17 protein-coding genes are annotated in these 21797 nt (G+C 69.2%); 5 read left to right on the forward strand and 12 right to left on the reverse strand.

Annotated features, from left to right (window positions below; genetic code table 11):
• The 3 genes from AC1DSA_RS08740 to AC1DSA_RS08750 all read right to left on the reverse strand — a co-directional run bounded on the left by AC1DSA_RS08740 (position 1) and on the right by AC1DSA_RS08750 (position 3305).
• Complete coding sequence (locus AC1DSA_RS08740; RefSeq protein ID WP_477888118.1) at positions 1-1074, reverse strand: BMP family ABC transporter substrate-binding protein; 1074 nt, start codon at positions 1072-1074, stop codon at positions 1-3.
• Positions 1075-1157: 83 nt separating this feature from the next.
• Entirely contained in the window at positions 1158-2090 is a 933-nt protein-coding gene (locus tag AC1DSA_RS08745) for a beta-xylosidase (protein ID WP_477888120.1), read from the reverse strand.
• Between the two features lie 201 nt (positions 2091-2291).
• Complete coding sequence (locus AC1DSA_RS08750; RefSeq protein WP_477888122.1) at positions 2292-3305, reverse strand: hypothetical protein; 1014 nt, start codon at positions 3303-3305, stop codon at positions 2292-2294.
• Between the two features lie 277 nt (positions 3306-3582).
• Here AC1DSA_RS08750 and AC1DSA_RS08755 point away from each other — a divergent pair, with 277 nt between their 5' ends.
• From AC1DSA_RS08755 to AC1DSA_RS08765, 3 genes are read left to right on the forward strand one after another with little or no spacing between them, the layout of a single operon-like run.
• Entirely contained in the window at positions 3583-5277 is a 1695-nt protein-coding gene (locus AC1DSA_RS08755) for a thiamine pyrophosphate-binding protein (protein WP_477888123.1), read from the forward strand.
• 41 nt (positions 5278-5318) lie between these two features.
• Positions 5319-6296 carry a tripartite tricarboxylate transporter substrate binding protein gene (locus AC1DSA_RS08760; protein ID WP_477888125.1) on the forward strand — a complete coding sequence of 326 codons (978 nt, stop codon included), beginning with the start codon at positions 5319-5321 and terminating at the stop codon, positions 6294-6296.
• Positions 6293-7018 (forward strand): VOC family protein, encoded by a 726-nt coding sequence (locus AC1DSA_RS08765; RefSeq protein ID WP_477888127.1) that lies wholly within the window; start codon positions 6293-6295, stop codon positions 7016-7018. Before AC1DSA_RS08760 ends, AC1DSA_RS08765 begins: the two co-directional genes overlap by 4 nt.
• On the opposite strand, the gene AC1DSA_RS08770 is transcribed toward AC1DSA_RS08765, so the two are convergent.
• The 6 genes from AC1DSA_RS08770 to AC1DSA_RS08795 form a co-directional block, all read right to left on the reverse strand.
• Positions 6962-7999 carry an adenosine deaminase gene (locus AC1DSA_RS08770; protein ID WP_477888129.1) on the reverse strand — a complete coding sequence of 346 codons (1038 nt, stop codon included), beginning with the start codon at positions 7997-7999 and terminating at the stop codon, positions 6962-6964. The two genes, AC1DSA_RS08765 and AC1DSA_RS08770, sit on opposite strands and share 57 nt — an antisense overlap.
• Positions 8000-8584: 585 nt before the next feature.
• Positions 8585-9751: a BMP family ABC transporter substrate-binding protein gene (locus tag AC1DSA_RS08775; protein ID WP_477888131.1), complete on the reverse strand. Its 1167-nt coding sequence runs from the start codon at positions 9749-9751 to the stop codon at positions 8585-8587.
• A 40-nt stretch (positions 9752-9791) separates the two neighbouring features.
• Positions 9792-10712, reverse strand: coding sequence for an ABC transporter permease (locus AC1DSA_RS08780; RefSeq protein WP_477888133.1), 921 nt, complete (start codon positions 10710-10712; stop codon positions 9792-9794).
• Positions 10713-10801: 89 nt separating this feature from the next.
• The gene (locus AC1DSA_RS08785; RefSeq protein WP_477888135.1) at positions 10802-11872 is read right to left on the reverse strand and encodes an ABC transporter permease; all 1071 of its coding nucleotides are present in this window, start codon (positions 11870-11872) and stop codon (positions 10802-10804) included.
• Positions 11865-13442, reverse strand: coding sequence for an ABC transporter ATP-binding protein (locus AC1DSA_RS08790; protein WP_477888137.1), 1578 nt, complete (start codon positions 13440-13442; stop codon positions 11865-11867). Before AC1DSA_RS08790 ends, AC1DSA_RS08785 begins: the two co-directional genes overlap by 8 nt.
• A gap of 15 nt (positions 13443-13457) precedes the next feature.
• Positions 13458-14393 (reverse strand): LysR family transcriptional regulator, encoded by a 936-nt coding sequence (locus tag AC1DSA_RS08795; protein ID WP_477888139.1) that lies wholly within the window; start codon positions 14391-14393, stop codon positions 13458-13460.
• 102 nt (positions 14394-14495) lie between these two features.
• Here AC1DSA_RS08795 and AC1DSA_RS08800 point away from each other — a divergent pair, with 102 nt between their 5' ends.
• Both AC1DSA_RS08800 and xdhB read left to right on the forward strand, forming a co-directional pair.
• Positions 14496-16055, forward strand: a complete 1560-nt coding sequence (locus tag AC1DSA_RS08800) for a xanthine dehydrogenase small subunit (protein WP_477888141.1) — start codon at positions 14496-14498, stop codon at positions 16053-16055.
• A complete protein-coding gene (gene xdhB / locus AC1DSA_RS08805; protein ID WP_477888143.1) occupies positions 16052-18358 on the forward strand; it encodes a xanthine dehydrogenase molybdopterin binding subunit in 2307 nt (768 codons plus the stop codon). Before AC1DSA_RS08800 ends, xdhB begins: the two co-directional genes overlap by 4 nt.
• Before the next feature lie 9 nt (positions 18359-18367).
• On the opposite strand, the gene AC1DSA_RS08810 is transcribed toward xdhB, so the two are convergent.
• From AC1DSA_RS08810 to AC1DSA_RS08820, 3 genes are all read right to left on the reverse strand, one after another.
• A complete protein-coding gene (locus AC1DSA_RS08810; protein ID WP_477888145.1) occupies positions 18368-18751 on the reverse strand; it encodes a hypothetical protein in 384 nt (127 codons plus the stop codon).
• A gap of 74 nt (positions 18752-18825) precedes the next feature.
• Complete coding sequence (locus AC1DSA_RS08815) at positions 18826-20988, reverse strand: alpha/beta fold hydrolase (protein ID WP_477888147.1); 2163 nt, start codon at positions 20986-20988, stop codon at positions 18826-18828.
• The gene (locus AC1DSA_RS08820) at positions 20988-21692 is read right to left on the reverse strand and encodes a TetR/AcrR family transcriptional regulator (protein ID WP_477888149.1); all 705 of its coding nucleotides are present in this window, start codon (positions 21690-21692) and stop codon (positions 20988-20990) included. The genes AC1DSA_RS08815 and AC1DSA_RS08820 overlap by 1 nt, the downstream gene beginning before the upstream one ends.
• Positions 21693-21797: the final 105 nt, after the last annotated feature.

Raw genomic sequence — 21797 nt, forward strand, 5'->3', positions numbered from 1 at the left:
CTATTGTCCGGCCTTGCCCTGTACGCCCGATACGAGAAACTTCATACCGAGTATCTGTTCATCCGTCAGGGCCTGGCCCTTGCCGATCACGGGCTTGCCTTCGTTGTCGGCGATGGGGCCGGCGAAGGGCACCAGCTTGCCGGCCGCGATCTCCTTCTGCCGCGCCGCCACTTCGTCCTGCACCGCCTTGGGCACCTTGCTGCCGAAGTAGCCGACGCGGATCATCCCGTCCTTGACGCCGCCCCAGACGTTGCCGCTCTTCCACGTTCCGTCCAGCACGGCCTGCGTGCGCTTGCGGTAGTACTCGCCCCACTGGTGCGTGACGGCGACCACCTGCGCGTCCGGCGCGACCTTGCGCATGTCCGAGTGGTAGGCGACCGCCAGCTTGCCGCGCTCCTGCGCGGCGGCCATCACGGCGGTGGAGGCGGTGTGGAAGGAGAGCACGTCCGCGCCCTGGTCCATCAGCGCCATGGCGGCATCGCGTTCCTTGCCCGGGTCGAACCAGGTGTTGAGCCACACTACCTTGACCTGCGCCTGCGGATCCACCGAACGCATGCCCAGGGTGAATGCGTTGATGCCCTGCAGCACCTCGGGGATGGGAAAGCCCGCCACGTAGCCGGCCAGGTGGCTCTTGCTCATGCGCCCCGCCGCGATGCCGGCCAGGTAGCGCCCTTCGTAGTAGCGCGCGTTGGCCGCGGCGACGTTGGGCGCGGTCTTGTAGCCGGTGATGGATTCGAACTTCACGTCGGGGAAGTCCTTCGCCACCTTGAGGGTCGGCTCCATGTAGCCGAAGCTGGGCGTGAAGATCAGCTTGTGGCCGGTGGACGCGAGGTCGCGGATGACGCGCTCCGCGTCCGGGCCTTCGGCCACGTTCTCCACGAAGCTGGTCTTCACGCGCTCACCGAAGGCCGCCTGCACGGCCTGCCGGCCTTCCTCGTGCTGGCGGACCCAGCCGGCTTCGGTGAGGGGCGCGACGTAGACGAAGCCGACCTTGAGCGGCTCGGTCTTCTGTGCGTGCGAAGGAAAGGCGATGACGCTGGCCGCCATGGCGATGGCGGCGAGGTTTTTGTACATGGTGTTCCTCGACATGGCCCCGGAATCGACAAAGAAAAAGGCCGCCGGGGCGCGACCTGATGCGGGAATTGTAAGCGGCGGGGCTAAGCGACGGCGGCGACCGGCGAGGTCGCGACGGGGGTGGCGCGGGAGTGCCCGTAACGCCGCACCATGCGGGCACAGAAGGCGGCGAATTCCTCGGGCACCTGCGGCGCGCTGGTGGGATGCGGCTCGATGCCGCGCTGCTCGGGCGTGAAGCAGAAGGTGACGGTGAGGTCGAAGCCGTCGAGCGCCGCCATCTGCCGGTCGAACCACGCATCCGCCCCCGGACGCACGCTGTCCGCCCAGCTGAGGCCGGTGCGCAGCTTTGTCACGCCCAGCTTCTTCAGCCAGTGCACGGCGTGCTCCAGCCGGTGGTCGCCGAAGTGGAACCACTGGCAGATGCCCATGGCGGGTGCGTAGTCGGCAAAGCGCCGGCACGCGAGCTTGGGCGTGCCGTCCTCGCGCAGCAGGCCCATGTGGTGGTGGCGGTCCTGGCTGGAGCCCGCGGCCCCGCGCTGCCGGGGGGCCGCGGTCCAGGCCCGCGGCAGGTCGTACAGCGAATACCAGTGGATGCGCGGTACCCGGCCCAGCAGCAGCTCGGCGGTGCGCTTGAGGCCGAACTCCTGCACCTCCTCGGCTCCGAAGCTGGAGACCCCCACCTGCGTCACCCACACCGGCAGGTGCGTCACCGCCTGGATGTCGGCGATGCGATCGGGCCACTGGTCGATCTGCCAGGGGGTCCAGTCCAGGGGGAAGCCGTGCACGGCCACGGCATCCACCGTGTCCAGCACGCCCTGCGCGTTGAGGCTGCGGATGAAGGCAGGGTCGATCGGCGAGATCCCGCCGAGTACCTTGGTGAGCCCGGGCGATTCCGCCTGCACGGCGGCGCTGGCCAGTTTCACCATCTCCGCGTACTTCACCCAGCCGGGATCCACGTCGAGATCCCAGTGGGACTTGTTGTTCGGCTCATTCCAGAACTTGGCGGCTTCGATCATGGGTGGCGTCGGTGTCAGGTTCGGGCGGCGCAGCGATGGCGGCATCGCCGCGCTCGAATCGTTTCACCAACGGCCGCGCCTGGGGGCCGCGAACTGCAACGGCCGTGACTTCCTGTAAAGGCTGGACAGCCATTGATCGGATCGATGCCGCAGGTGACGCCGATCCCGGCGCAGCGGATGAGCAGGCCCGCCGTGGCGGCCTCAGCGGCGCTGCGGCTCCAGCGGTGCCGGCATCGTGCCCCGCTCCTCGTTGGGGCGTGCGGTGTAGGCGGAGAAGGGTTGCGAGTCCTCCTGCGGGAACATGGAGTGGCGCAGCTCGCTCGGGGACTCGGCCTCGCGCACGCGGCCCGTGGCGCCTTTCGCGGCGCGGGCTTCGTTGGTCGTGATGGCACCCGCGTAGTACAGGACCGCCAGCGCGTTGGCCAGGGTGGGTTCGGTGAGGCCGACGTTCTCCTGCAGCTGCGGGAAAGTCTGCGGCTCCGCACCCAGTTCCGACAGGATCGCGTAGTGCGATTCCCGCATCAGCCGCTGCGGCACCCGGGGCAGCGCGCGGAAGTACAGCATCGAGCGCCGGTAGCGGTCGGGCAGCAGGTCCGCCTCGACCCGGGTCACGTAGGTCCACAGCACCTCGGCGAAGCTGGTGCAGAAGAAGTGCGGCGGCATGGCTCCCGCGGCGCTGGGCAGCGGCCGCCAGTCCGCGTGTTCCAGGTGGGGCGGCAGCAGGTTCAGGTCGATGCCGATGGCGCCGCCCATGTTCACCACCGCCACCAGGCGGCCGCGCTGGGACACGTGGTAGGTGCTCGCCGTCAGCTGCGGCAAGTGCGCGGCGATCTCGTGCGCGATGGCCAGCTGCATGACGACCGGGTGCAGCACGGCCTCGGCGCGGCGCAGCGCGCGATCGACGCTGGGCGCCGAGTGCAGGTCCAGCACCTGCGGGGCCCGGATGCGTTCGTCGGCCAGGGGCAGCGTGAAGAAGGTGGGGCGCTCCAGCGCGTGCAGGTCCAGCGTCAGCGCGGGGGACCGGGCGCCTGCCGCGACCCGCACCACGCCTTCGTGCACCAGTTCGGCGGATTCGCCGTGGATCCACAGGGCGTCGGCATCGGCCGCGTCGGCGCGCTCCCAGAACAGCACCGCGCTGCGCGTGCGCAGCAGCGCCAGCAGGTAGTCCTCCTCCGCGAAGCCCACCAGTCCCATGCGGAGCCGGGGTTTGCTCATACCGTGTGCCTTCCCTCGTCGAATGCCGGCCCTGGCCGCCGCGACACCCGGATGGGATCCAAACGGGCTCGCAGTGCAGGTCCCCCAACCGGGCGACAGTCGACGCCGCCATTTTCCCACGTGAACCCATTGGCTGCCAGCGATGGCGGCGGTCCGGGCGGAGCGAGGCACGGCGTCGGCAGCGGCGGCCGAGGGCATGTCCGGACGTGGAATGGCGCCGCCGACCGGTTCGTATACTGGAACGCACGGACCGCGGACCGTCCGCGCGGAGACCCAATTGACCACGATGAACGGCGCCGACGCCCTGGTGCGCATGCTGCAGCTCAATGGCGTGAAGCACATCTTCGGCCTTTGCGGCGACACCAGCCTGCCCTTCTACGACGCGCTGGCGCGGCTGGACCACGGCATCGACCACGTGCTGACGCGGGACGAGCGCAGCGCCGCCTACATGGCCGACGGCTATGCGCGCGTCACCGGCAAGCCGGGCGTGTGCGAAGGCCCCAGCGGCGGTGGCGCGACCTACCTGCTGCCCGGCCTGGTGGAGGCGAACGAATCCGCCGTGCCGGTGCTGGGCATCACCTCGGACGTGTCGGTGGGCGCGCGCGGCAAGTTCCCGCTGACCGAGCTGGACCAGCAGGCGCTTTACAAGCCGCTGACCAAATGGAACACCACCATCGACCGGGTGGACCAGATCCCGCATGCGGTGCGCAGCGCGTTCCGCGCGATGACCGTGGGCCGGCCGGGCGCGACGCACATCTGCCTGCCCTACGACGTGCAGAAGCACTCCATCGCCGCGGCCGAGGTCTGGGCGCAGCCGGGCCACGACGTGGTCCCCGCCACGCGCTTCGCGCCGGACCCGCGCGATGTCGAACGGGCGGCGGACCGCCTGGTCGCGGCGCGCTCGCCCGTGTTCATCTGCGGCGGCGGCGTGGTGATTTCGCGCGCCATGGCGGAACTGGAAGCGCTGGCGACCCTGCTGAATGCGCCGGTGTGCACCAGCGTGAGCGGCCAGGGCAGCCTGGCCGGCCCGCACCCCCTGAACGCCGGCGTGGTCGGCACCAACGGCGGCGTGGCCGCCACGCGCGACGTGGTGGCGCAGGCGGACCTGGTGCTGTTCATCGGCGCACGGGCGGGCTCCACCACCACCGAGCACTGGCAGATGCCCGCCCGCGACGTCGCCATCCTGCACCTGGACCTGGACCCGATGACCATCGCGACCAACTACCGCACCGACGTGGCGCTGGTGGGCGATGCCAGGCTGGGTCTGGCGGCGCTTGCTGCCGCGGTGCGCGAACGCATCGCCCAACGCCCGGCGGACGCGGTCGACGGCCGCGCGATCGTCGCCCGCGCCCGTGCGGCCAAGCAGGCCTTCTTCTCCGCGCTGGCGGAGTCGCAGGACCGGCCGATCAAGCCCGAGCGCGTGGTGGACGCGCTCAACAAACTGCTGCCCCCCGGCGCGATCGTGGTCGCCGATCCCGGCACGCCCTGCCCCTACTTCTCCGCCTACTTCGATGCACCGCAGGCCGGCCGCCACTTCATCACCAACCGCGCGCACGGCGCGCTCGGCTTCTCCCTGTCCGCCGCGGTTGGTGCGTCCTTCGGCCGGCCCGATGCGATGGTCGTGTCGGTCATGGGCGACGGCAGCTTCGGATTCACCTGCGGCGAGCTGGAGACCGTGGTGCGCCGCAGCATCCCGTTGAAGATGGTCGTGTTCTCCAACGCCGTGTTCGGCTGGATCAAGGCCAGCCAGAAGACCGGCTACGGCGGGCGCTACTTCTCGGTGGACTTCGACCGCACCAACCATGCCCGCGTGGCCGAAGCCTTCGGCGTGAAGGCCTGGCGCGTGGAGGACCCCGCGGACGTGCACGGCGCGCTGAAGGCCGCGCTGGCCCACGACGGCCCGGCCCTGGTGGACATCGTGTCGCAGGAATTGCAGGACACTGCGGTCCCGGTCAGCCAGTGGATGGGCTGATGCATCGCCTCGCTTCCCAGCACTCCAGAAAGGTCCCGTTCATGAGCAGCAGTCCTCGGTTCACCCGGCGCCAGGCCCTCGCCGCCGCCGCGGCCCTGGGCCTCGGTCCCCGCGCCTTCGCGCAGACCGATGCGCCGGTGCGCCTGGTGGTGACCTTCCCCCCCGGCGGCAGCACCGACATCGCCGCCCGCATCATCCAGCCGGAACTGGCCAAGCGCATGGGTCGCACGGTCGTGGTGGACAACAAGCCCGGCGCCGCCAGCCAGATCGCCACCGACTTCGTCGCCAAGTCCGCACCCAACGGCAACACGCTGCTGGTGAGCTTCGACACGCACGCGATCAATCCGATCGCCAAGGCGAAGCTGCCCTACGACACCTTCAAGGACTTCGCGGGCGTCACGCTGGCGGTGCGCTTCCCGCTGGTGATCGGCGCATCCGCATCGGTCAAGGCCAAGGACCTGCGCGGCTTCCTCGACGAAGCGCGCAAGCAGCCCGCGAAGTTCAGCTATGCGTCGACCGGCGTCGGCTCGATGAACCACCTGGTGATGGAAGACATCAAGCGCAAGGCGGGCGTCTACGTGCTGCACGTTCCGTACGGCGGCGGCGGCCCCGCCGTGCAGGCGGTGCTGGGCGACGTGTCGCAGCTCACGCTTCTCAGCTACGCCGCGCTCAAGGGCCAGATCGCGGGCGGCAAGATCAAGCCGCTGGCGGTCACCGGAGCGAAGCGCCTGCCCGAACTGCCGGACGTGCCGACGGTGGCGGAGTCGGGCTTCCCCGGTTTCGAGGCGTACTCCTGGATCGGCATCTTCGCGCCCGCCGCCACCCCGCCCGACACGCTGCACAAGCTCACCGAGGATTTCCGCGCCACGCTCAACGCACCCGAGGTGCACGGCCGGCTGACGCAGGCCGGATTCGAGGTGATGGCCACCGACGGCCCGGGCGTCGAACGCCACGCGAAGCAGGAATACGAGCGCTGGGGCACCTTCGTCCGCAACAGCGGCCTGAAGCTGGAAGAATGAGTCCCGTCCTGCGCCTGGACCACGTCGTCATCGTCGTGCGCGACCTCGAGCAGGCGATCGAGGATGCACGCATCGCCGGCTTCACCGTCGTGCCCGGCGGCCGCCATCCCGGCCGCAACACCCGCAACGCGCTGGTGGTGTTCGAGGACGGCGCCTACCTGGAGCTGATCACCTACGACGCGCCCTCTCCCGACGAGCGCTGGTGGCGCGTGCTGGCGGCGCACGACGACGGCCTGGTGGACTTTGCCCTCCTCCCGCAGGACATCGAGGCGACCGTGGCCGCGGCACGTGCCCGCGGCCTGCAGGGCCTCACCGGCCCGCACCCCGGCGGTCGCGTGCGCCCCGACGGCGCGCAGCTGCAATGGCAGACCGCGCGCCAGGCGACGCATGACCTGCCCTTCCTGTGCGCCGACGTGACGCCGCGCGCGCTGCGGGTTCCCGAAGGCGAAGTGCGGCACCACCGCAATGGCGCGACCGGCATCGCCGGCGTGACGGTGAGTGTCGCCAGCCTGCAGGACACGCTCGCCCGCTACCGCGCCTTCCTGGGCAAGGAAGCCGTGGACGGCGACGAGGTCATCCTCGCCGGCGCGCGCATCCGCTTCGTCGAGCACCCGCGCCGCGCACGGGGCGAAGGCCCGGGCGGGATCGACCTGCGCTACGCGCGCTCAGGCGGCGGCGGCGAAGGCCGCATCGAGCCGCTCGATGTACCTTTTCTTGGCTGAGGCTTCCGCGAAGCTGCCTTCGAAGCTGTTGCGCGCCAGCCGGTAGGCGTGCTGCGCGTCCAGCCCCGTGGCAGCGAAGGTCTGCAGGAAGTTGGCATTCATGTAGCCACCGAAGTACGCCGGGTCGTCCGAGTTGACCGTCGCACACAGCCCGGCGTCCAGCAGTTCGCGCAGGTTGTGCTGCTCCAGCTTGGGGAACACGCACAGCTTCAGGTTGGACAGTGGACACACCGTCAGCGGGATGCGGTCCTGCGCCAGCCGCTTCATCAGCGCCGGATCCTTGGTCGACTGCACGCCATGGTCGATGCGCTCCACCTTCAGCACGTCCAGCGCGGACCACACGTAGGCAGGCGGGCCTTCCTCGCCGGCATGCGCCACCAGGTGCAGCCCCTGCGTCCGGCACTTGGCGAACACGCGTGCGAACTTTTCCGGCGGATGCCCCAGTTCACTGGAGTCGAGCCCCACGCCGATGAAGCGGTCGCGAAAAGGCAGCGCCGCCTCCAGCGTCTCGAACGCATCCTCTTCGCTCAGGTGGCGCAGGAAACACAGGATCAGTTCGGCATCGACACCGATCGTTTGCGCATCCCGGCATGCGCGCGACAGTCCGGCGATCACGGTCTGCATCGGCACGCCGCGCGCGGTGTGCGTCTGCGGGTCGAAGAAGATTTCCGCCCGCACCACATGGTCCGCCGCCGCCCGCTGCAGGTAGGCCCACGCCATGTCGTAGAAGTCCTGCTCCTGCAGCAGCACGCTGGCGCCGGCGTAGTAGATGTCCAGGAAGCTTTGCAGGTTGGTGAAAGCATAGGCGCGCCGCAGTGCCTCCACGCCCGCATACGGAAGCGCGACGCCATTGCGCTGCGCCAGCGCGAAGATCAGCTCGGGCTCCAGCGAGCCCTCGATATGGATGTGCAGTTCGGCCTTGGGCATGGCCGCAAGCAGTGCGGGCAGGCGCTCGGCCGGGATCGTCGCGGTGGTGTTCATGGGGAATGATAAAAACAAATCGCTGTCCGCCGACGGCTGCTCTCGTGGAACGTGCGCTTTCTACTTTTTGTGCGCTCAAGTCATCTGTGGCGCTCGGCGCGATGCGGACGCGTCGGTGGGTACGGCCCGGCGCGGGGCAGCCTCCCTGGGCGAATGTCCCCCGGCGCGGGCTGAAGCCCGCACCTCCTCCTTTATTTCGCCCAGGGAGGCTGCCCCACACCGAGCCTGAGCCGTGTCCGTGCGCCGAGAGGATCGACGGGATGCGAACTGGCCGAAGCAGCCGGCCCGTGGCTCGGGCATGCGCTTGCAATGCAGACTCTCGAGCGGTCCATCGTGGGCGTCCTCGCATTCAGCCGACTTGGGGCCACGTAATCCCCGCTCCAGGACGAGGATGGGGTGGTCCCTCTCGGCGAAATAAAGGAGGAGGCGCGGGCTTCAGCCCGCGCCGGGGGACATTCGCCGAGAGGGATCGCCCCGTCCTCGTCCGGCCCAGCGAGCGCAGCACCCAAATCAACAGCACCAAACCAGCAAGCACAAAACAAAAAGGGCCGCATCGAGCGGCCCCTTTGAGGAACGAAGCGAAGACTACTTCTTGTCCCCACCCGGCACCTTGCCTTCGACGCCCTTGACGAAGAAGTTGATGCCACCGAGGAACTTGTCGTCGGCCGCCGCGTCCTTGGCCAGGACTTCCTTGCCGGTGTTGTCGACCAGCGGGCCCTTCCAGATTTGCAGGCTGCCGTCCTTCAGGCCGGCCTTCACCTTCTCCAGGTTCTGCTTGGCGGCGTCGGGCACGTCGGCTGCGACGGACACGAAGTCGATCGCGCCCTCCTTCACGCCCCACCACGTCTGGCCGGTGGTCCACTTGTTCTCCAGGACGTCACGCACGGCCTTGATGTAGTACGGGCCCCAGTTGATGACCGCGGAGCCCAGGTGGGCCTTGGGGCCGTAGGAGCTCATGTCGCTGTCCCAGCCGAAGGCGCGCTTGCCCATCTTCTCGGCGGTCTGCAGCACGGCCGACGAATCGGTGTTCTGCATCAGCACGTCGGCGCCGCCGTTGATGAGGGCCGTGGCCGCTTCGGTTTCCTTTGGCGGATTGAACCAGTCACCGACCCACACGACCTTGGTCTTGACCTTGGGGTTCACCGACTGCGCGCCCAGCGTGAAGCTGTTGATGTTGCGCACGACCTCGGGAATCGGGATCGAGCCGACCACGCCCAGCGTGTTGGTCTTGGTCATGGCGCCGGCGATCACGCCGGCCATGTAGGCGCCTTCGTAGGTGCGGCTGTCGTAGGTGCGCAGGTTCTCGGCGGTCTTGTAGCCGGTCGCGTGCTCGAACTTCACTTCCTTGTTGTCGGCGGCGACCTTGAGCATCGGCTCCATGTAGCCGAAGGTGGTGCCGAAGATCAGCTTGTTGCCCTGCCCCACCATGTCGCGGATCACGCGTTCGGCGTCGGCCGACTCGGGCACCTTCTCGACGAAGCTGGTCTGCACCTTGCCGCCGAATTCCTTCTCCATCGCCTTGCGGCCGTTGTCGTGGGCGAAGGTCCAGCCGCCGTCGCCCACCGGGCCCACGTAGGCGAACGCGATCTTCAGCGGCGCGGCCGGCGCGGGGGCCGAAGCAGGCGCCGCCGCGGTCGGCGCGGGCGCCGGTGCCGGGGCGGGAGTCTCCTGCTTGCTGCAGGCGGCGAGGCCCGCAACGGCGGCAGCCAGGGCGGCCGCTTGCAGCAGGGTGCGTTTCTTCAGGTCGGTCATTGCCATTCCTTCTGGGGAGGACGGTTGTGTAAAACGGCGATTATGTGCCGGGATAAAACGGTTTTCCAAGCGAAGCCGGCATGTTGATGCGGATCCACGCCGGGTTGCGCGAGATCAGCGCCAGCACCACGATGGTCGCCACGTAGGGCAGCATGTTGAGGAATTCGCTGGGAACCTCGACCCCGCTGCCCTGCAGGTGGAACTGCAGCATGGTGACGCCGCCGAACAGGTAGGCACCCAGCAGCACGCGGGCCGGCCGCCAGGTGGCGAAGGTGGTCAGCGCCAGCGCGATCCAGCCCTTGCCGGCGACCATGCCCTCCACCCACAGCGGCGTGTAGACGATGGAGATGTAGGCTCCCGCGAGCCCGCACAACGCGCCACCGGCGACCACCGCCAGCAGCCGGATGCGCCGCACCGGGTAGCCCAGCGCATGCGCCGACTCGGGCGACTCGCCCACCGAGCGCAGCACGAGGCCGGAGCGCGACCGGTACAGGAACCACATGAGCCAGGCCACGATGCCGACGGCGAGGTAGACCATCGGGTGCTGGCGGAACAGGGCCGGGCCCAGCACGGGAATGTCCCCCAGCAGCGGCAGCGAGAAGTGCGGCCGCTCGGGCAATTTCTCCTGCACGTACTTGATGCCGGCAAAGGCCGAGAAGCCCGCGCCGAACAGGCTGAGGGCCAGCCCGGTCGCGTACTGGTTGGTGTTCATCCAGATCACCAGCAGGCCGAAGGCAGCCGCCAGCAGCGCGCCGGCGCCGATGCCCGCGGCAAAGCCGACCCAGTCGTTGCCCGTGTGCACCACCGCGGCGAAGCCCGCGATGGCGGAGCACAGCATCATGCCCTCGGCCCCGAGGTTGACGATGCCGGCTTTCTCGTTGATCAACAGCCCCAGTGCGGCGATCGCCAGCACGGTGCCGGCATTGAGCATGGAAGCAAAGAGGAGTGCGTACTGGTCCATCATGACTCCGACAGGCCGCCCTTAGGAGGCATGCGCCCCCTCTGGGGGCAGGGCAGCGGCGCAGCCGCAAACGTGGGGGTCGACATGTTTCAGGCGGCTTTGGCGTCGGGCAGGAAGCGGATGCGGTAGGCCATCAGCGTGTCGCAGGCGAGCAGCGTGAACAGCAGCAGCCCCTGGAACACGCCGGTGAGCGACTTGGGCAGGCCCAGGCGCGACTGCGCAAGTTCGCCGCCGATGTAGAACATGCTCATGAGCAGCGCGGAGAACACCATGCCCACCGGGTGCAGCCGCCCGACGAAGGCGACGATGATCGCGGCGAAGCCGTAGCCCGCGGGAATGTAGGGAGTGAGCTGGCCGATGGGGCCGGCCACTTCGAGGCCACCCGCCAGGCCGGCCGCGCCTCCGGAAATCAGCAGGGCCGTCCACAGCGCCTTGCGCGAGGAGAAGCCGGCATAGCGAGCCGCGGCGGGCGCCAGGCCGCCGACCTGCTGCGCGAAGCCGGCGCGGGTGCGGAACAGGAAGATCCACAGGCTGGCGACGCCCGCCAGCGCCAGCAGCACGCCGACATTGACGCGCGATCCGGCCATCAGGCGTGGCACCTGCGTCACCGCTTCGAAGGTCTTGGTCTGCGGGAAGTTGTAGCCCTGCGGATCCTTCCAGGGGCCGAACACGAGATAGTTGAGCGTGAGCGTGGCCACGTACACCAGCATCAGGCTCACCAGGATCTCGTTGGCGTTGAACCGGTCGCGCAGCAGGCCGGTGATGGCCGCCCAGGCCATGCCGCCCAGCACGCCCGCAAGCAGGATCGCGATCACGATCAGTCGGCTCGTGTCCTTGCCCGCCAGCAGCGCGACGCCGCCGGCGACCACGGCGCCGATCACGAACTGGCCTTCGGCGCCGATGTTCCACACGTTGGAGCGGAAGCACACGGCCAGGCCCAGCGCGATGATCAGCAGCGGCGTGGCCTTCACCAGCAGCTCGCCGACGCGGTAGCCCGAACTGATCGGCTCCCAGAAGAAGATGCGCAGCCCCTGCACCGGGTCCTTGCCGAGCGCGGCGAACAGCATGGAGCCCAGGATGACGGTGACCACGAGCGCCAGCAGCGGCGAGGCGATGCTCCAGAACTTCGAAGCTTCGGGACGGGGTTCGAGCTTAAACATGCTTGCCTTCCTCCCTCTCCCGCTGGGAGAGGGTTGGGGTGAGGGCCGGGGCCGCCGATTCGCGCAGCGGCTGCACCACCCACAACCCACTCATCCACTCGCCGATCTGCGTGACGGTGGCGCGCGCGCGGTCCACGCTGGGCGACAGGCGCCCCTTGGCGATCACGTGCAGCCGGTCGCTGATCTCGAACAGCTCCTCCAGCTCCTCGGACACCACCAGCACGGCGCAGCCCGCGTCGCGCAGCGCCAGGATCTCGGCGCGGATCTGCGCCGAAGCGCCGACGTCCACGCCCCAGGTCGGCTGCGACACGATCAGGAGTTTCGGGTTCGCGTCGATCTCGCGGCCGACGATGAATTTCTGCAGGTTGCCTCCCGACAGCGACTTGGCTGCCGCGTGCGGTCCGCCTGCCTTGACGTTGAAGCGGCGGATGATGTCCGCGGCCTGCGCCTGCAGCGCCTTGACGTCGATCCAGCCGCTGCGCCCCACGGTGTCGGTGCGCGTGAGCAGCAGGTTCTGCGCGAGGCCCAGCGTGGGCACCGCGCCGCGTCCCAGGCGCTCCTCCGGAACGAAGTGCAGTCCCAGGTGGCGGCGGTGCGCGGGACCGAAGCGGCCCACGGGCTTGCCGCCCACCTGCACCATGTCGGGCGCCGCCCGGGTGTCCTCGCCCGACAGCGCGAACAGCAGTTCGCGCTGGCCGTTGCCCGACACGCCGGCAATGCCGACCACCTCGCCGGCGCGGACGTCGAAGGAGATGGCGTCGAGGTCGTGGCCGAACTGGTCTTCGCGCGGCAGCGTCAGGCCCTGCACGCGCAGCACCACGTCGCCGGGCGCGTGCTCGTGGTGTTCCAGCTGCGGCGGCTCGGCGCCGATCATCAGGCGCGACAGCGACGCATTGGTCTCACGCCGCGGATCGGTCACGCCGGTGACCTTGCCGCCGCGCATCACGGTGCAGGCAGTGCACAGCTCGCGGATCTCGTGCAGCTTGTGGCTGATGTACAGGATGCTGCAGCCCTCGGAGGCCAGCTGCTTGAGCACCACGAACAGCTTTTCCACCGCCTGCGGCGTCAGCACCGAGGTCGGCTCGTCGAGGATCAGCAGCTTCGGGTTGGTGAGCAGCGCCCGGATGATCTCCACCCGCTGCATCTCGCCCACCGACAGCGTGTGCACGGGACGCGAGGGATCGAGGTCCAGCCCGTATTCGCGCGCCTTGGCGGTGATGCTGTGCGTCACCTGGTTGAGCGTGAGGCTCTTGTCCAGGCCCAGCCAGACGTTCTCCGCCACGGTCAGCGTGTCGAACAGGCTGAAATGCTGGAACACCATGCTGATGCCCAGCGCCCGCGCCTCCTGCGGGTTGCGGATGTGGACCGGCTGGCCGTTGAACATCACGCTGCCCTCATCCGGCTTGACGGAGCCGTAGATGATCTTCATCAGCGTGGATTTGCCGGCGCCGTTCTCGCCCAGCACCGCGTGCGTCTCGCCCGGCTGGACCGTCAGCGACACGTCGCTGTTGGCCACCACGGACGGATAGCGCTTGGTGATGTGCGCGAGCTGCAGTCGCGGAATGCTCACTCGGTGGTCTCCGGTTTATGTGGCTTGGCGCAGGCTGGCCGCCACGCTCTTGACGCGCTCGCGCAGCCAGCGGCCCGCGGCGGACTGGTGGGTCCGTTCGTGCCACAGCTGGTAGTAGACGAGCTCGGGGAAACGCACGGGGCACTCCAGGACCTGCACCGGCATCAGGCCCACGTAGCGTTCGCAGAACTGGCGGCCGGTGGTCAGGATGAGCAAGCTCGATGCCACCATGCGCGGCAGCAGGCCGAAGTGCGGGCAGCGGGCCGTGATGTTGCGCGCCAGCCCCAGGCCTTCCAGGTATTCGTCGATCACGCCGCGCGCTCCCGGGTGCGTGGGCGTGGGGGCGATGTGCTCGGCCTCCAGCCAGCTTTCCTGCGTCCAGCCCCGCTTGGTGGCAGGATGGTCGCGTGAGACCAGGCACACGATCTCGTCGGAAAACAGCTTGCCCAGGTGAAGTTCCTCGGGCGGCTTGAGCCAGTTGCCGACCACGACGTCCACCTCGCCCTGCGCCAGCTGCGCGTGGTAGTCCGAGGCGGCGGACAGCGGATGGATCTCGATCTGGCTGAGCGGCGCCTGCGCCTTCACCAGCCCCACCAGCTGCGGCAGGAACTGCGGATCGAGGTAATCGGCGGCGGCCACGCGGAAGGTGGTGGCGGACGTCTGCGGTTCGAAGCCGCGCGCATCGGAGAACAGCATCTCGGCGGCACGGAGGATGCTTCCACTGGGCTCGATCATGCGCAGTCCCGCATCCGTGGGCACCATTCCGGCGCCGGAGCGCACCAGAAGGGGATCGCCGGCCAGTTCACGCAAACGCTTGAGCGACGCCGACACCGCCGGCTGGTACATGCCCAGCTTCATGGCGGCTCGCGAAACGCTGCGTTCGGTCAACACGGTATGCAGGACCCGGATCAGATGGAGGTCTATCTTGTCGAACAGCGCCTGGTCTCTCATACCTTTGCCTGCATTTCGCCCATAACAGCACCCATATGCGAAGGACGAGGGTTCCCCCTAACCTCGCGGCATCCACTCCCGGAATTGACCCATACTGAAAGCATGGAAGCGAAGACGATCCGACTGGTCCGACGCGGCGAACTCGTCAGCTTGACCAATGTAGCACCCGACCGCACGCTGCTGGAAGTGCTGCGCGAGGACCTCGGCTGCACCGGCACCAAGGAGGGCTGCGGCGAAGGCGACTGCGGCGCCTGCACCGTGGTCATCGCCGAGCCGCACGAAGGCCGCCTGCGCTACCGCGCCATCAACAGCTGCATCCGCCTGGCCCACTCGGTGGACGGCATGGCCTTGTGGACGGTGGAAGACCTCGCCGCCGACGACGGCACGCTGCACCCCGCGCAGGAAGCGATGGTGCGGGCCCACGGTTCGCAATGCGGCTTCTGCACGCCGGGCTTCGTCATGAGCCTGTTCGGCATGTACCAGAACCACGTGGGCCGGGGCAAGCCGGTCACGCGCGAGCTGGCGCAGGAGGAACTGTCCGGAAACCTGTGCCGCTGCACCGGCTACCGGCCCATCCTCGATGCGGCCCAGCAGATGGGCGACCTGCCCCGCGTGGCCGTGGACGAGCAGGCGATCCTGAACCAGCTGGGCCGGCTCGCGCGCGAGCGCGAACCGGCTGCGTCGGGCGGCGGCTACCTCGACCCGCGCACCCTGCCCGAGCTGCTGCGGCTGCGCGCCGCCCACCCCCAGGCCCAGATCGTCGCGGGCTGCACGGACGTCGGCCTGTGGGTAACCAAGCTGCACAAGCAGTACCCGCAGGTGCTGGACGTGACGCGCGTGGAGGAACTGCAGCGCATCGAGGCGTACGACCACCACGTCGCCATCGGCGCCGCCGCGACCTTGACGGACGCCTTCGACGCGCTGGTGCGCGAGCGGCCGCAGCTCAAGACCTTCGCCAACCGCTTCGCCGGCCTGCCGGTGCGCAACTCCGGCACGCTGGGCGGCAACGTCGCCAACGGCTCGCCCATCGGCGACTCCATGCCGCTGCTGATCGCGCTGGGCGCGCACGTCGTGCTGCTGTCGGTGCGCGGGCATCGCGAGATGCCGCTGGAGGACTTCTACACCGGCTACCGGCAGACCGTGCTCGCGCCGGACGAGGTGGTGGGCTGGATCAAGGTGCCGCGTCCGGGCGGCCCTCACCCCGACCCTCTCCCGCCAGCGGGAGAGGGAGCGAATGGCCCTGCTCCCTCGCCCCGCTTGCGGGGAGAGGGCGGGGGTGAGGGGATGGAGCTGCTGCGCGCCTACAAGATTTCCAAGCGCTACGACGACGACATTTCGGCCGTGTGCCTGGTGATCGCGGCCCGGCTGCGCGACGGTATGGTGGATCACATCGGCATCGGCGCCGGCGGCGTGGCCGCCACGCCCGTGCGTGCGGTGCAGACCGAGGCCGTGCTGCGCGGGGCGCCCTGGACGCTGGAGACGGCGCAGCGGGCGACCGCCGCGTTGCGCGCCGAGTTCCAGCCGATCAGCGACATGCGTGCCTCGTCGGCGTACCGCTCCGAGGTGCTCGGCAACCTGATGCAGCGCTTCTGGCTGGAAAGCCAGGGCCACGAACAGATCAACCTGGAGAGCTTCCGCCTGGTGGAAGCCGCGAGCCCATGAACGCCCCCGAGAAGTTCCTGGCGGGCACGGTCGCCCAGCCGGCGACCGGTCGCCCCCATTTCCACGAAAGCGCCCGCGCCCAGGTGGCCGGCGGCGCCACCTACATCGACGACATCCCCGAGGTGCGGGGCACGCTGCATGCGGCGCCCATCCTGTCCACCGTCGCGCACGGCAAGCTGCTGGGCGTGGACAGCGGCGAAGCGCTGAAGATGCCGGGCGTCCAGGGCGTGGTGCTCGCGCAGGACATTCCCGGCGATCCGATCCTGGCCACCTTCGTGCACGACGAACCCGTCTTCGCGCGGGACACCGTCGAATTCGTCGGCCAGGTGGTGGGCATCGTGGTGGCGGACACGGTGATGCAGGCACGCCGCGCGGCGCGCAAGGTCAAGCTGAAGATCGAAGCGCTGCCCGCGATCGTCGACGTGCGCGAGGCAGTGAAGGCGCGCAGCTTCGTGCTGCCGCCGGTGACGGTGCGCCGCGGCGCCCCCGAACAAGGCATCGCAGGCGCGCCGCACCAGCTGCGCGGGTCGCTGGACGTCGGCGGCCAGGAGCACTTCTACCTGGAGGGCCAGGTCGGCTACGCGCTGCCGCTGGAGCAGGACAACTGGTGGATCTACTCCAGCACCCAGCATCCCGGTGAGGTGCAGCACTGGGTGGCCCACACCCTGGGTCTGGACAGCGGCGCCGTGACGGTGGAATGCCGGCGCATGGGCGGCGGCTTCGGCGGCAAGGAGACGCAGGCCGGGCACATCGCGGTCTGGGCCGCGCTCGCCGCGCGCAAGTTCAGGAAGCCGGTGAAGCTGCGCCTGGACCGCGACGACGACTTCATGGTCACCGGCAAGCGCCATCCGTTCGCGTACGACTACGAGGTCGGCTTCGACGGCGAGGGCCGCATCCTGGGCCTGAAGCTGATGCTGGCGGCCAACTGCGGCTGGAGCGCCGACCTGAGCGGCCCGGTGGCCGACCGCGCCGTCTTCCATGCCGACAACGCCTACTACCTGGGCGACGTGGAGATCGTCTCCTACCGCTGCAAGACCAACGTGCAGAGCCACACGGCCTTCCGCGGCTTCGGTGGCCCGCAGGGGATGATCGTCACCGAAGCCATCCTCGGCGACATCGCGCGGGCGCTGGGCAAGGATGCGCTGGACGTCCGCAAGGCGAACCTGTACGGCACCACCGAGCGCAACGTCACGCACTACGAGATGACGGTGGAGGACAACATCCTCGATCCGCTGATCACGCGGCTGGAGCAGACCTCGCGCTACCGTGCCCGTCGCGCCGAGATAGCCCGGTGGAACGCGCTGAGCCCCGTCATCAAGCGCGGGCTCGCGCTCACGCCAGTGAAGTTCGGCATCTCCTTCACCGCCACCTTCTTCAACCAGGCGGGCGCGCTGGTGCACGTGTACACCGACGGCAGCGTACAGGTGAACCACGGCGGCACCGAGATGGGCCAGGGCCTGCACACCAAGGTCTGCCAGATCGTGGCCGACGAACTGGGCATCCCGTTCGAGAAGGTGCGCATCAGCGCGACCGACACCAGCAAGGTTCCGAACGCGAGTGCGACCGCGGCGTCCAGCGGCACCGACCTGAATGGCCGCGCGGCGCAGTTCGCGGCGCGCCAGGTGCGCCAGCGCCTGGCCGAATACGTGGCCGACAAGCAGAAGTGCAAGCCCGAGCAGGTGATTTTCGCGCACGGCCAGGTGAGCGGCCCGGATGCCGTGATGACCTGGGAGCAACTGCTGGACGACGCCTACAAGTCGCGCGTGCAGCTGTGGAGCGACGGCTTCTACAAGACGCCCAAGATCCACTACGACAAGCACACGCTGACCGGCCGGCCGTTCTACTACTTCTCCTATGGCGCGGCCTGCACCGAGGTGGCGATCGACACATTGACCGGCGAGAACCGCGTGCTGAAGGTCGACATCCTGCACGACGTGGGCACCTCCATCAATCCGGCGATCGACCTCGGCCAGATCGAGGGCGGCTTCATCCAGGGCATGGGCTGGCTCACCACCGAGCAGCTGGTCTGGAGCGACAACGGCCACCTGGCGACGCACGCACCGAGCACCTACAAGATCCCCGCCACCGGCGACGTGCCGGAGCACTTCCGGGTCGAGCTCTGGCCGGAGCCGAACCGCGAGGACAACGTGGGCGGCAGCAAGGCGGTGGGCGAGCCTCCCTTCATGCTGGCGATCAGCGTGTGGGAGGCCCTGCGCGACGCCGCAGCGGCCGCGCGCGGCGGCCCGGTGCACATGGATGCGCCGGCGACGGCGGAGAACGTGCTGAAGTCGCTGCGGCGCTGACGCGCGGCCTCAGCCGAGCTGCGGCGGCGCGAAGCAAGTGCGCGTCGTCTCGCAGTCCGAATACTCGTAGACCAGCGTGGTGGGTGGGCCGAGCGGCATCTCGGCGGTGTCGACGCCGCTCAGCTTTTGGATCTGGGCGCGGAACCAGACGGGGAAGTCGCCCTGGTGCTGCGCGAAGCGCGGCGCCGATTCCTGCACGTCCTCCACCTGCGTGAGGCCGATCACCCACGGCCCATGCTCGGTCTGCTGCACGTACCAGGACTCGTGGGTGACCCCGTGCTCCTGGTAGAAGTCGTCCACGCCCGCCTTGCGGGGGCCCTGGAGCTCGGCGATGAATTTCTGCAGATCAGCTTCGGACGCCTTCAGGGGGAATGCACGGACGAGCAGGGACATGATCGACTCCTGGAAGTGAGGCCGGCACTGTCCTCCCGCGCCACGCCCGGGGCATCGCCCGAACGGAGGATTCCTCAGGCCGCGGCCCAGTGGCGGTTTTCCATGACCGCCAGGATCTCCCGCGCCGCACGCGCTGCGCCGTCCGTTTCCACTGGCTTGTATTCCACCGGTGCGTGCATCGCCTGCAGCGCCCGGTCGGCCAGCTGCTCCACCGTGAGCTCGCGAAAGCGCACCGCGCAGTCCGCGCAGTAGTTGTGCAGACGGTTGCGCACGTGGATGCACTGCTCGAAGTGCCGCTCCAGCGGGAAGCTGAGGAAGCGGCGCCGCGTTGCCACCAGTTCCATGCAGGTGGACAGGCCGCCCTGCACCAGCGCCAGGTCGGAGCAGGCCAGGTGTTCGAACAGGTTGTGCACGTAGGGCAGCACGTCCAGGCCCTGGTGCTGCGGGAAGGCCTCGCGCGGCACGCGCGGGCCGGCCACCAGCACCATGCGCAGCTCCGGCACCTGTTTCTTCATCAGCGGGAAGGTCTGCGCGATCCGGTGCAGCAGCGGTGCGCCCACCGCCGTGCCACCGACGGCGGCGATCACCAGCTTCTCGTGGGGACGGTAGCCGTGCCGGGCGCGCAGCGCGTCGGTGTCGGCCAGCGACTTCGGATCGAAGGGCAGCGCGTAGCCGGTGAAGGTGTAGTTGCGCCGCGTCCATGCGCGGATCTCCGGCAGGCCGGGACCGAAGGGGATTTCGGGCGTGTCCTCCAGGTTGCCGACGAAGATCGCGCGGTCGCGGATCCAGGGATAGCGCGCCACGTGCTCGATGTCGTCGGCATTGCGGTCGGCGCACAGGAAGGCCTCGCGCTCGTCGCCTTCCTCCATCGGCAGGCAGCCCACGAAGTCGGTGAGGAACACGAAGGGCTGGCGCTTCAGCTCCGGGTTCTCGTGGTAGTGGTAGTCCACGTCCCAGGCCTCGTCGCCGATCACGATGTCGTAGTGCTCCTGAGCCAGCAGGTCGGCGAACACCAGGAAGTTGCGCGCCATCACCTCGTCCATCGTGCGCAGCGCGAAGAAGGCCTGCAGGTCGTGCTCCCCGGCGAGGTTCTCGAAATGGCGGCTCTCGTTCGCCAGGCGCTGCGTGATGGGATGGACCCGCTCGCCTTCGCGTTCCAGATAGGTCGACGCCGGCGGCACCGTGAACCAGTCGACCTCCAGGTCCGGGTGCTGCGCGCGCATGGCCCGCGCGATCGCCAGGTCGCGCTGCACGTGACCCAGGCCGATGGCGCTCGACACGAACAGGGCCTTGCGCTTGCGCGCCATCGCCCGCACCCAGGTGGAGCGCGCCGGCTGCACGCCGGTGAATTCGCGCACCAGCCGGCAGAAAGCCACCGGGTCGCGCGCCGGCAGGAGGTGGCCGCCGTCGCCGATGGTGACCATCCGCGCGCCGGGGATCAGCCTGGCCGCGGTTGCGCCCTGGCCGTAGGGCACGCGCTGGTCGTTGTCGCCGTGGACCACCAGGGTGGGGCACGCCAGGGCCTGCGCCAGCGGCCGCACGTCGTTGCCCAGCCAGCCGGCCAGCCCCATCGCGACGTGCGCTCCTTCCGCCGCCCAGCCGTCTCGCACCCCGTCCTCGTAGGGCTTGGTCGAATGCGGCTCGGGGAAGCAGATGGAGAAGAACTCGTCGAGGTAGCCGGGCCAATCCGCGCGCATGCGGCCCAGCGTCTGCTGCACCCCCTCGACCACTTCAGGCCGATCCAGCCGGCGTTCGACCCAGCCGCCGAAGAGCATGAGGTGGGACACCCGCTGGGGCTGCGCATGCGCGAACCGGATGGCCGTCATGGCCGTCGCCGAGATGCCGACCACCGCGGCCCGGTCCACCTCCAGCCGGTCGAGGACCGCCACGAAATCGGCGTAGTAGTGGTCGAAGGAATACTGGTCCTGCGTGGCGGGCCGGTCGGAGCGGCCGTTGCCGCGCAGGTCCATCACCACCACGCGGTAGTGCTGCGACAGGTAAGGCAGCACGCCGCGCAGCAAGTGGCTGTTGGCGATCTGGAAGATCGGCGCGAAGGCGAGCCAGGGGCCGCTGTCGCCGTACTGCGCGTACCACGACTTCACCCCCTCGCGCTCCACGAAGCCCTCCCTGTGCGGCGTGACGGTTTCGAAGGGGTAGGGCTGCGGCAGCGCGCCCGGCGCGGGCAGGGGTCCGGCCGTGCGCAGCAGCCGGGCCGGGATCGCGGGGTGCGGGTCCATCACTTCCTCCTGCGGGGTGCTTCCTTGCGGGGGGCGGGCGCACGCTCCGCGCGCCGCAACAGGGTGGCGACCGCCTGCAGCGCCTCGCGCTGGTGGCCCTGTTCTTCCGGGATCTCGAGAGCCATGCTGGCTTCCATGCCCATCCAGAACCAGCCGATCCAGGCCGCGATGGCGCGCGGCGGCACCGGCAGCTTCAGGCCCGACTCCCGGACGAAATCGGCAACCGCCTCTTCCACCAGCGCGTGCCACGCCAGCATGCGCGGGGTGAATTCGCGGCGCAGTTCTTCGTCGTGGAAGCTCGCGCCCATCAGCTCCATCAGCAGCTTGACGAAGCCGGAACGCAGGTCGTCCTCGTAGAAGTCGCAGGCCTGCCGCCATTTCTGCGAGGGGCTCGCGGCCGCGTCGTACATCCGCGCCTGCCGCTCCAGCAGCCGGCTGTTGGCCTCGTCCAGCACCGCCAGCACGAGCTGCTGCTTGCCGCGGAAGTGGTAGCCGATCAAGGCGTGGTTGACGCCCGCGTCGGCGGCAATGTCGCGCACGTTCAGGTTGGCGTAGCCGCCCTCCACCAGCCGCCGGCGCGCCGCCTCGAGGATGAGCGCGCGCGTGCCGGCGCCATCGGCCCGCACCGCGCGCGGCGCTGCGCGCGCGGTGCGCGGACGTGCCGAGGGGCGACTGCGTCGAGTTTGAACGTCTGGTTTATCCATCTGTTCAATGTAAAAACGGGGCAGAACGATGTCAAGCCGGCGGGCCCGGCGGTAGCGATTTCCTATACTGCGCCGAAATGCCCGGGAACAAGGGCGTGGCCGCGC

The sequence above is a fragment of the Ramlibacter sp. P4_H7 genome (assembly GCF_056400765.1).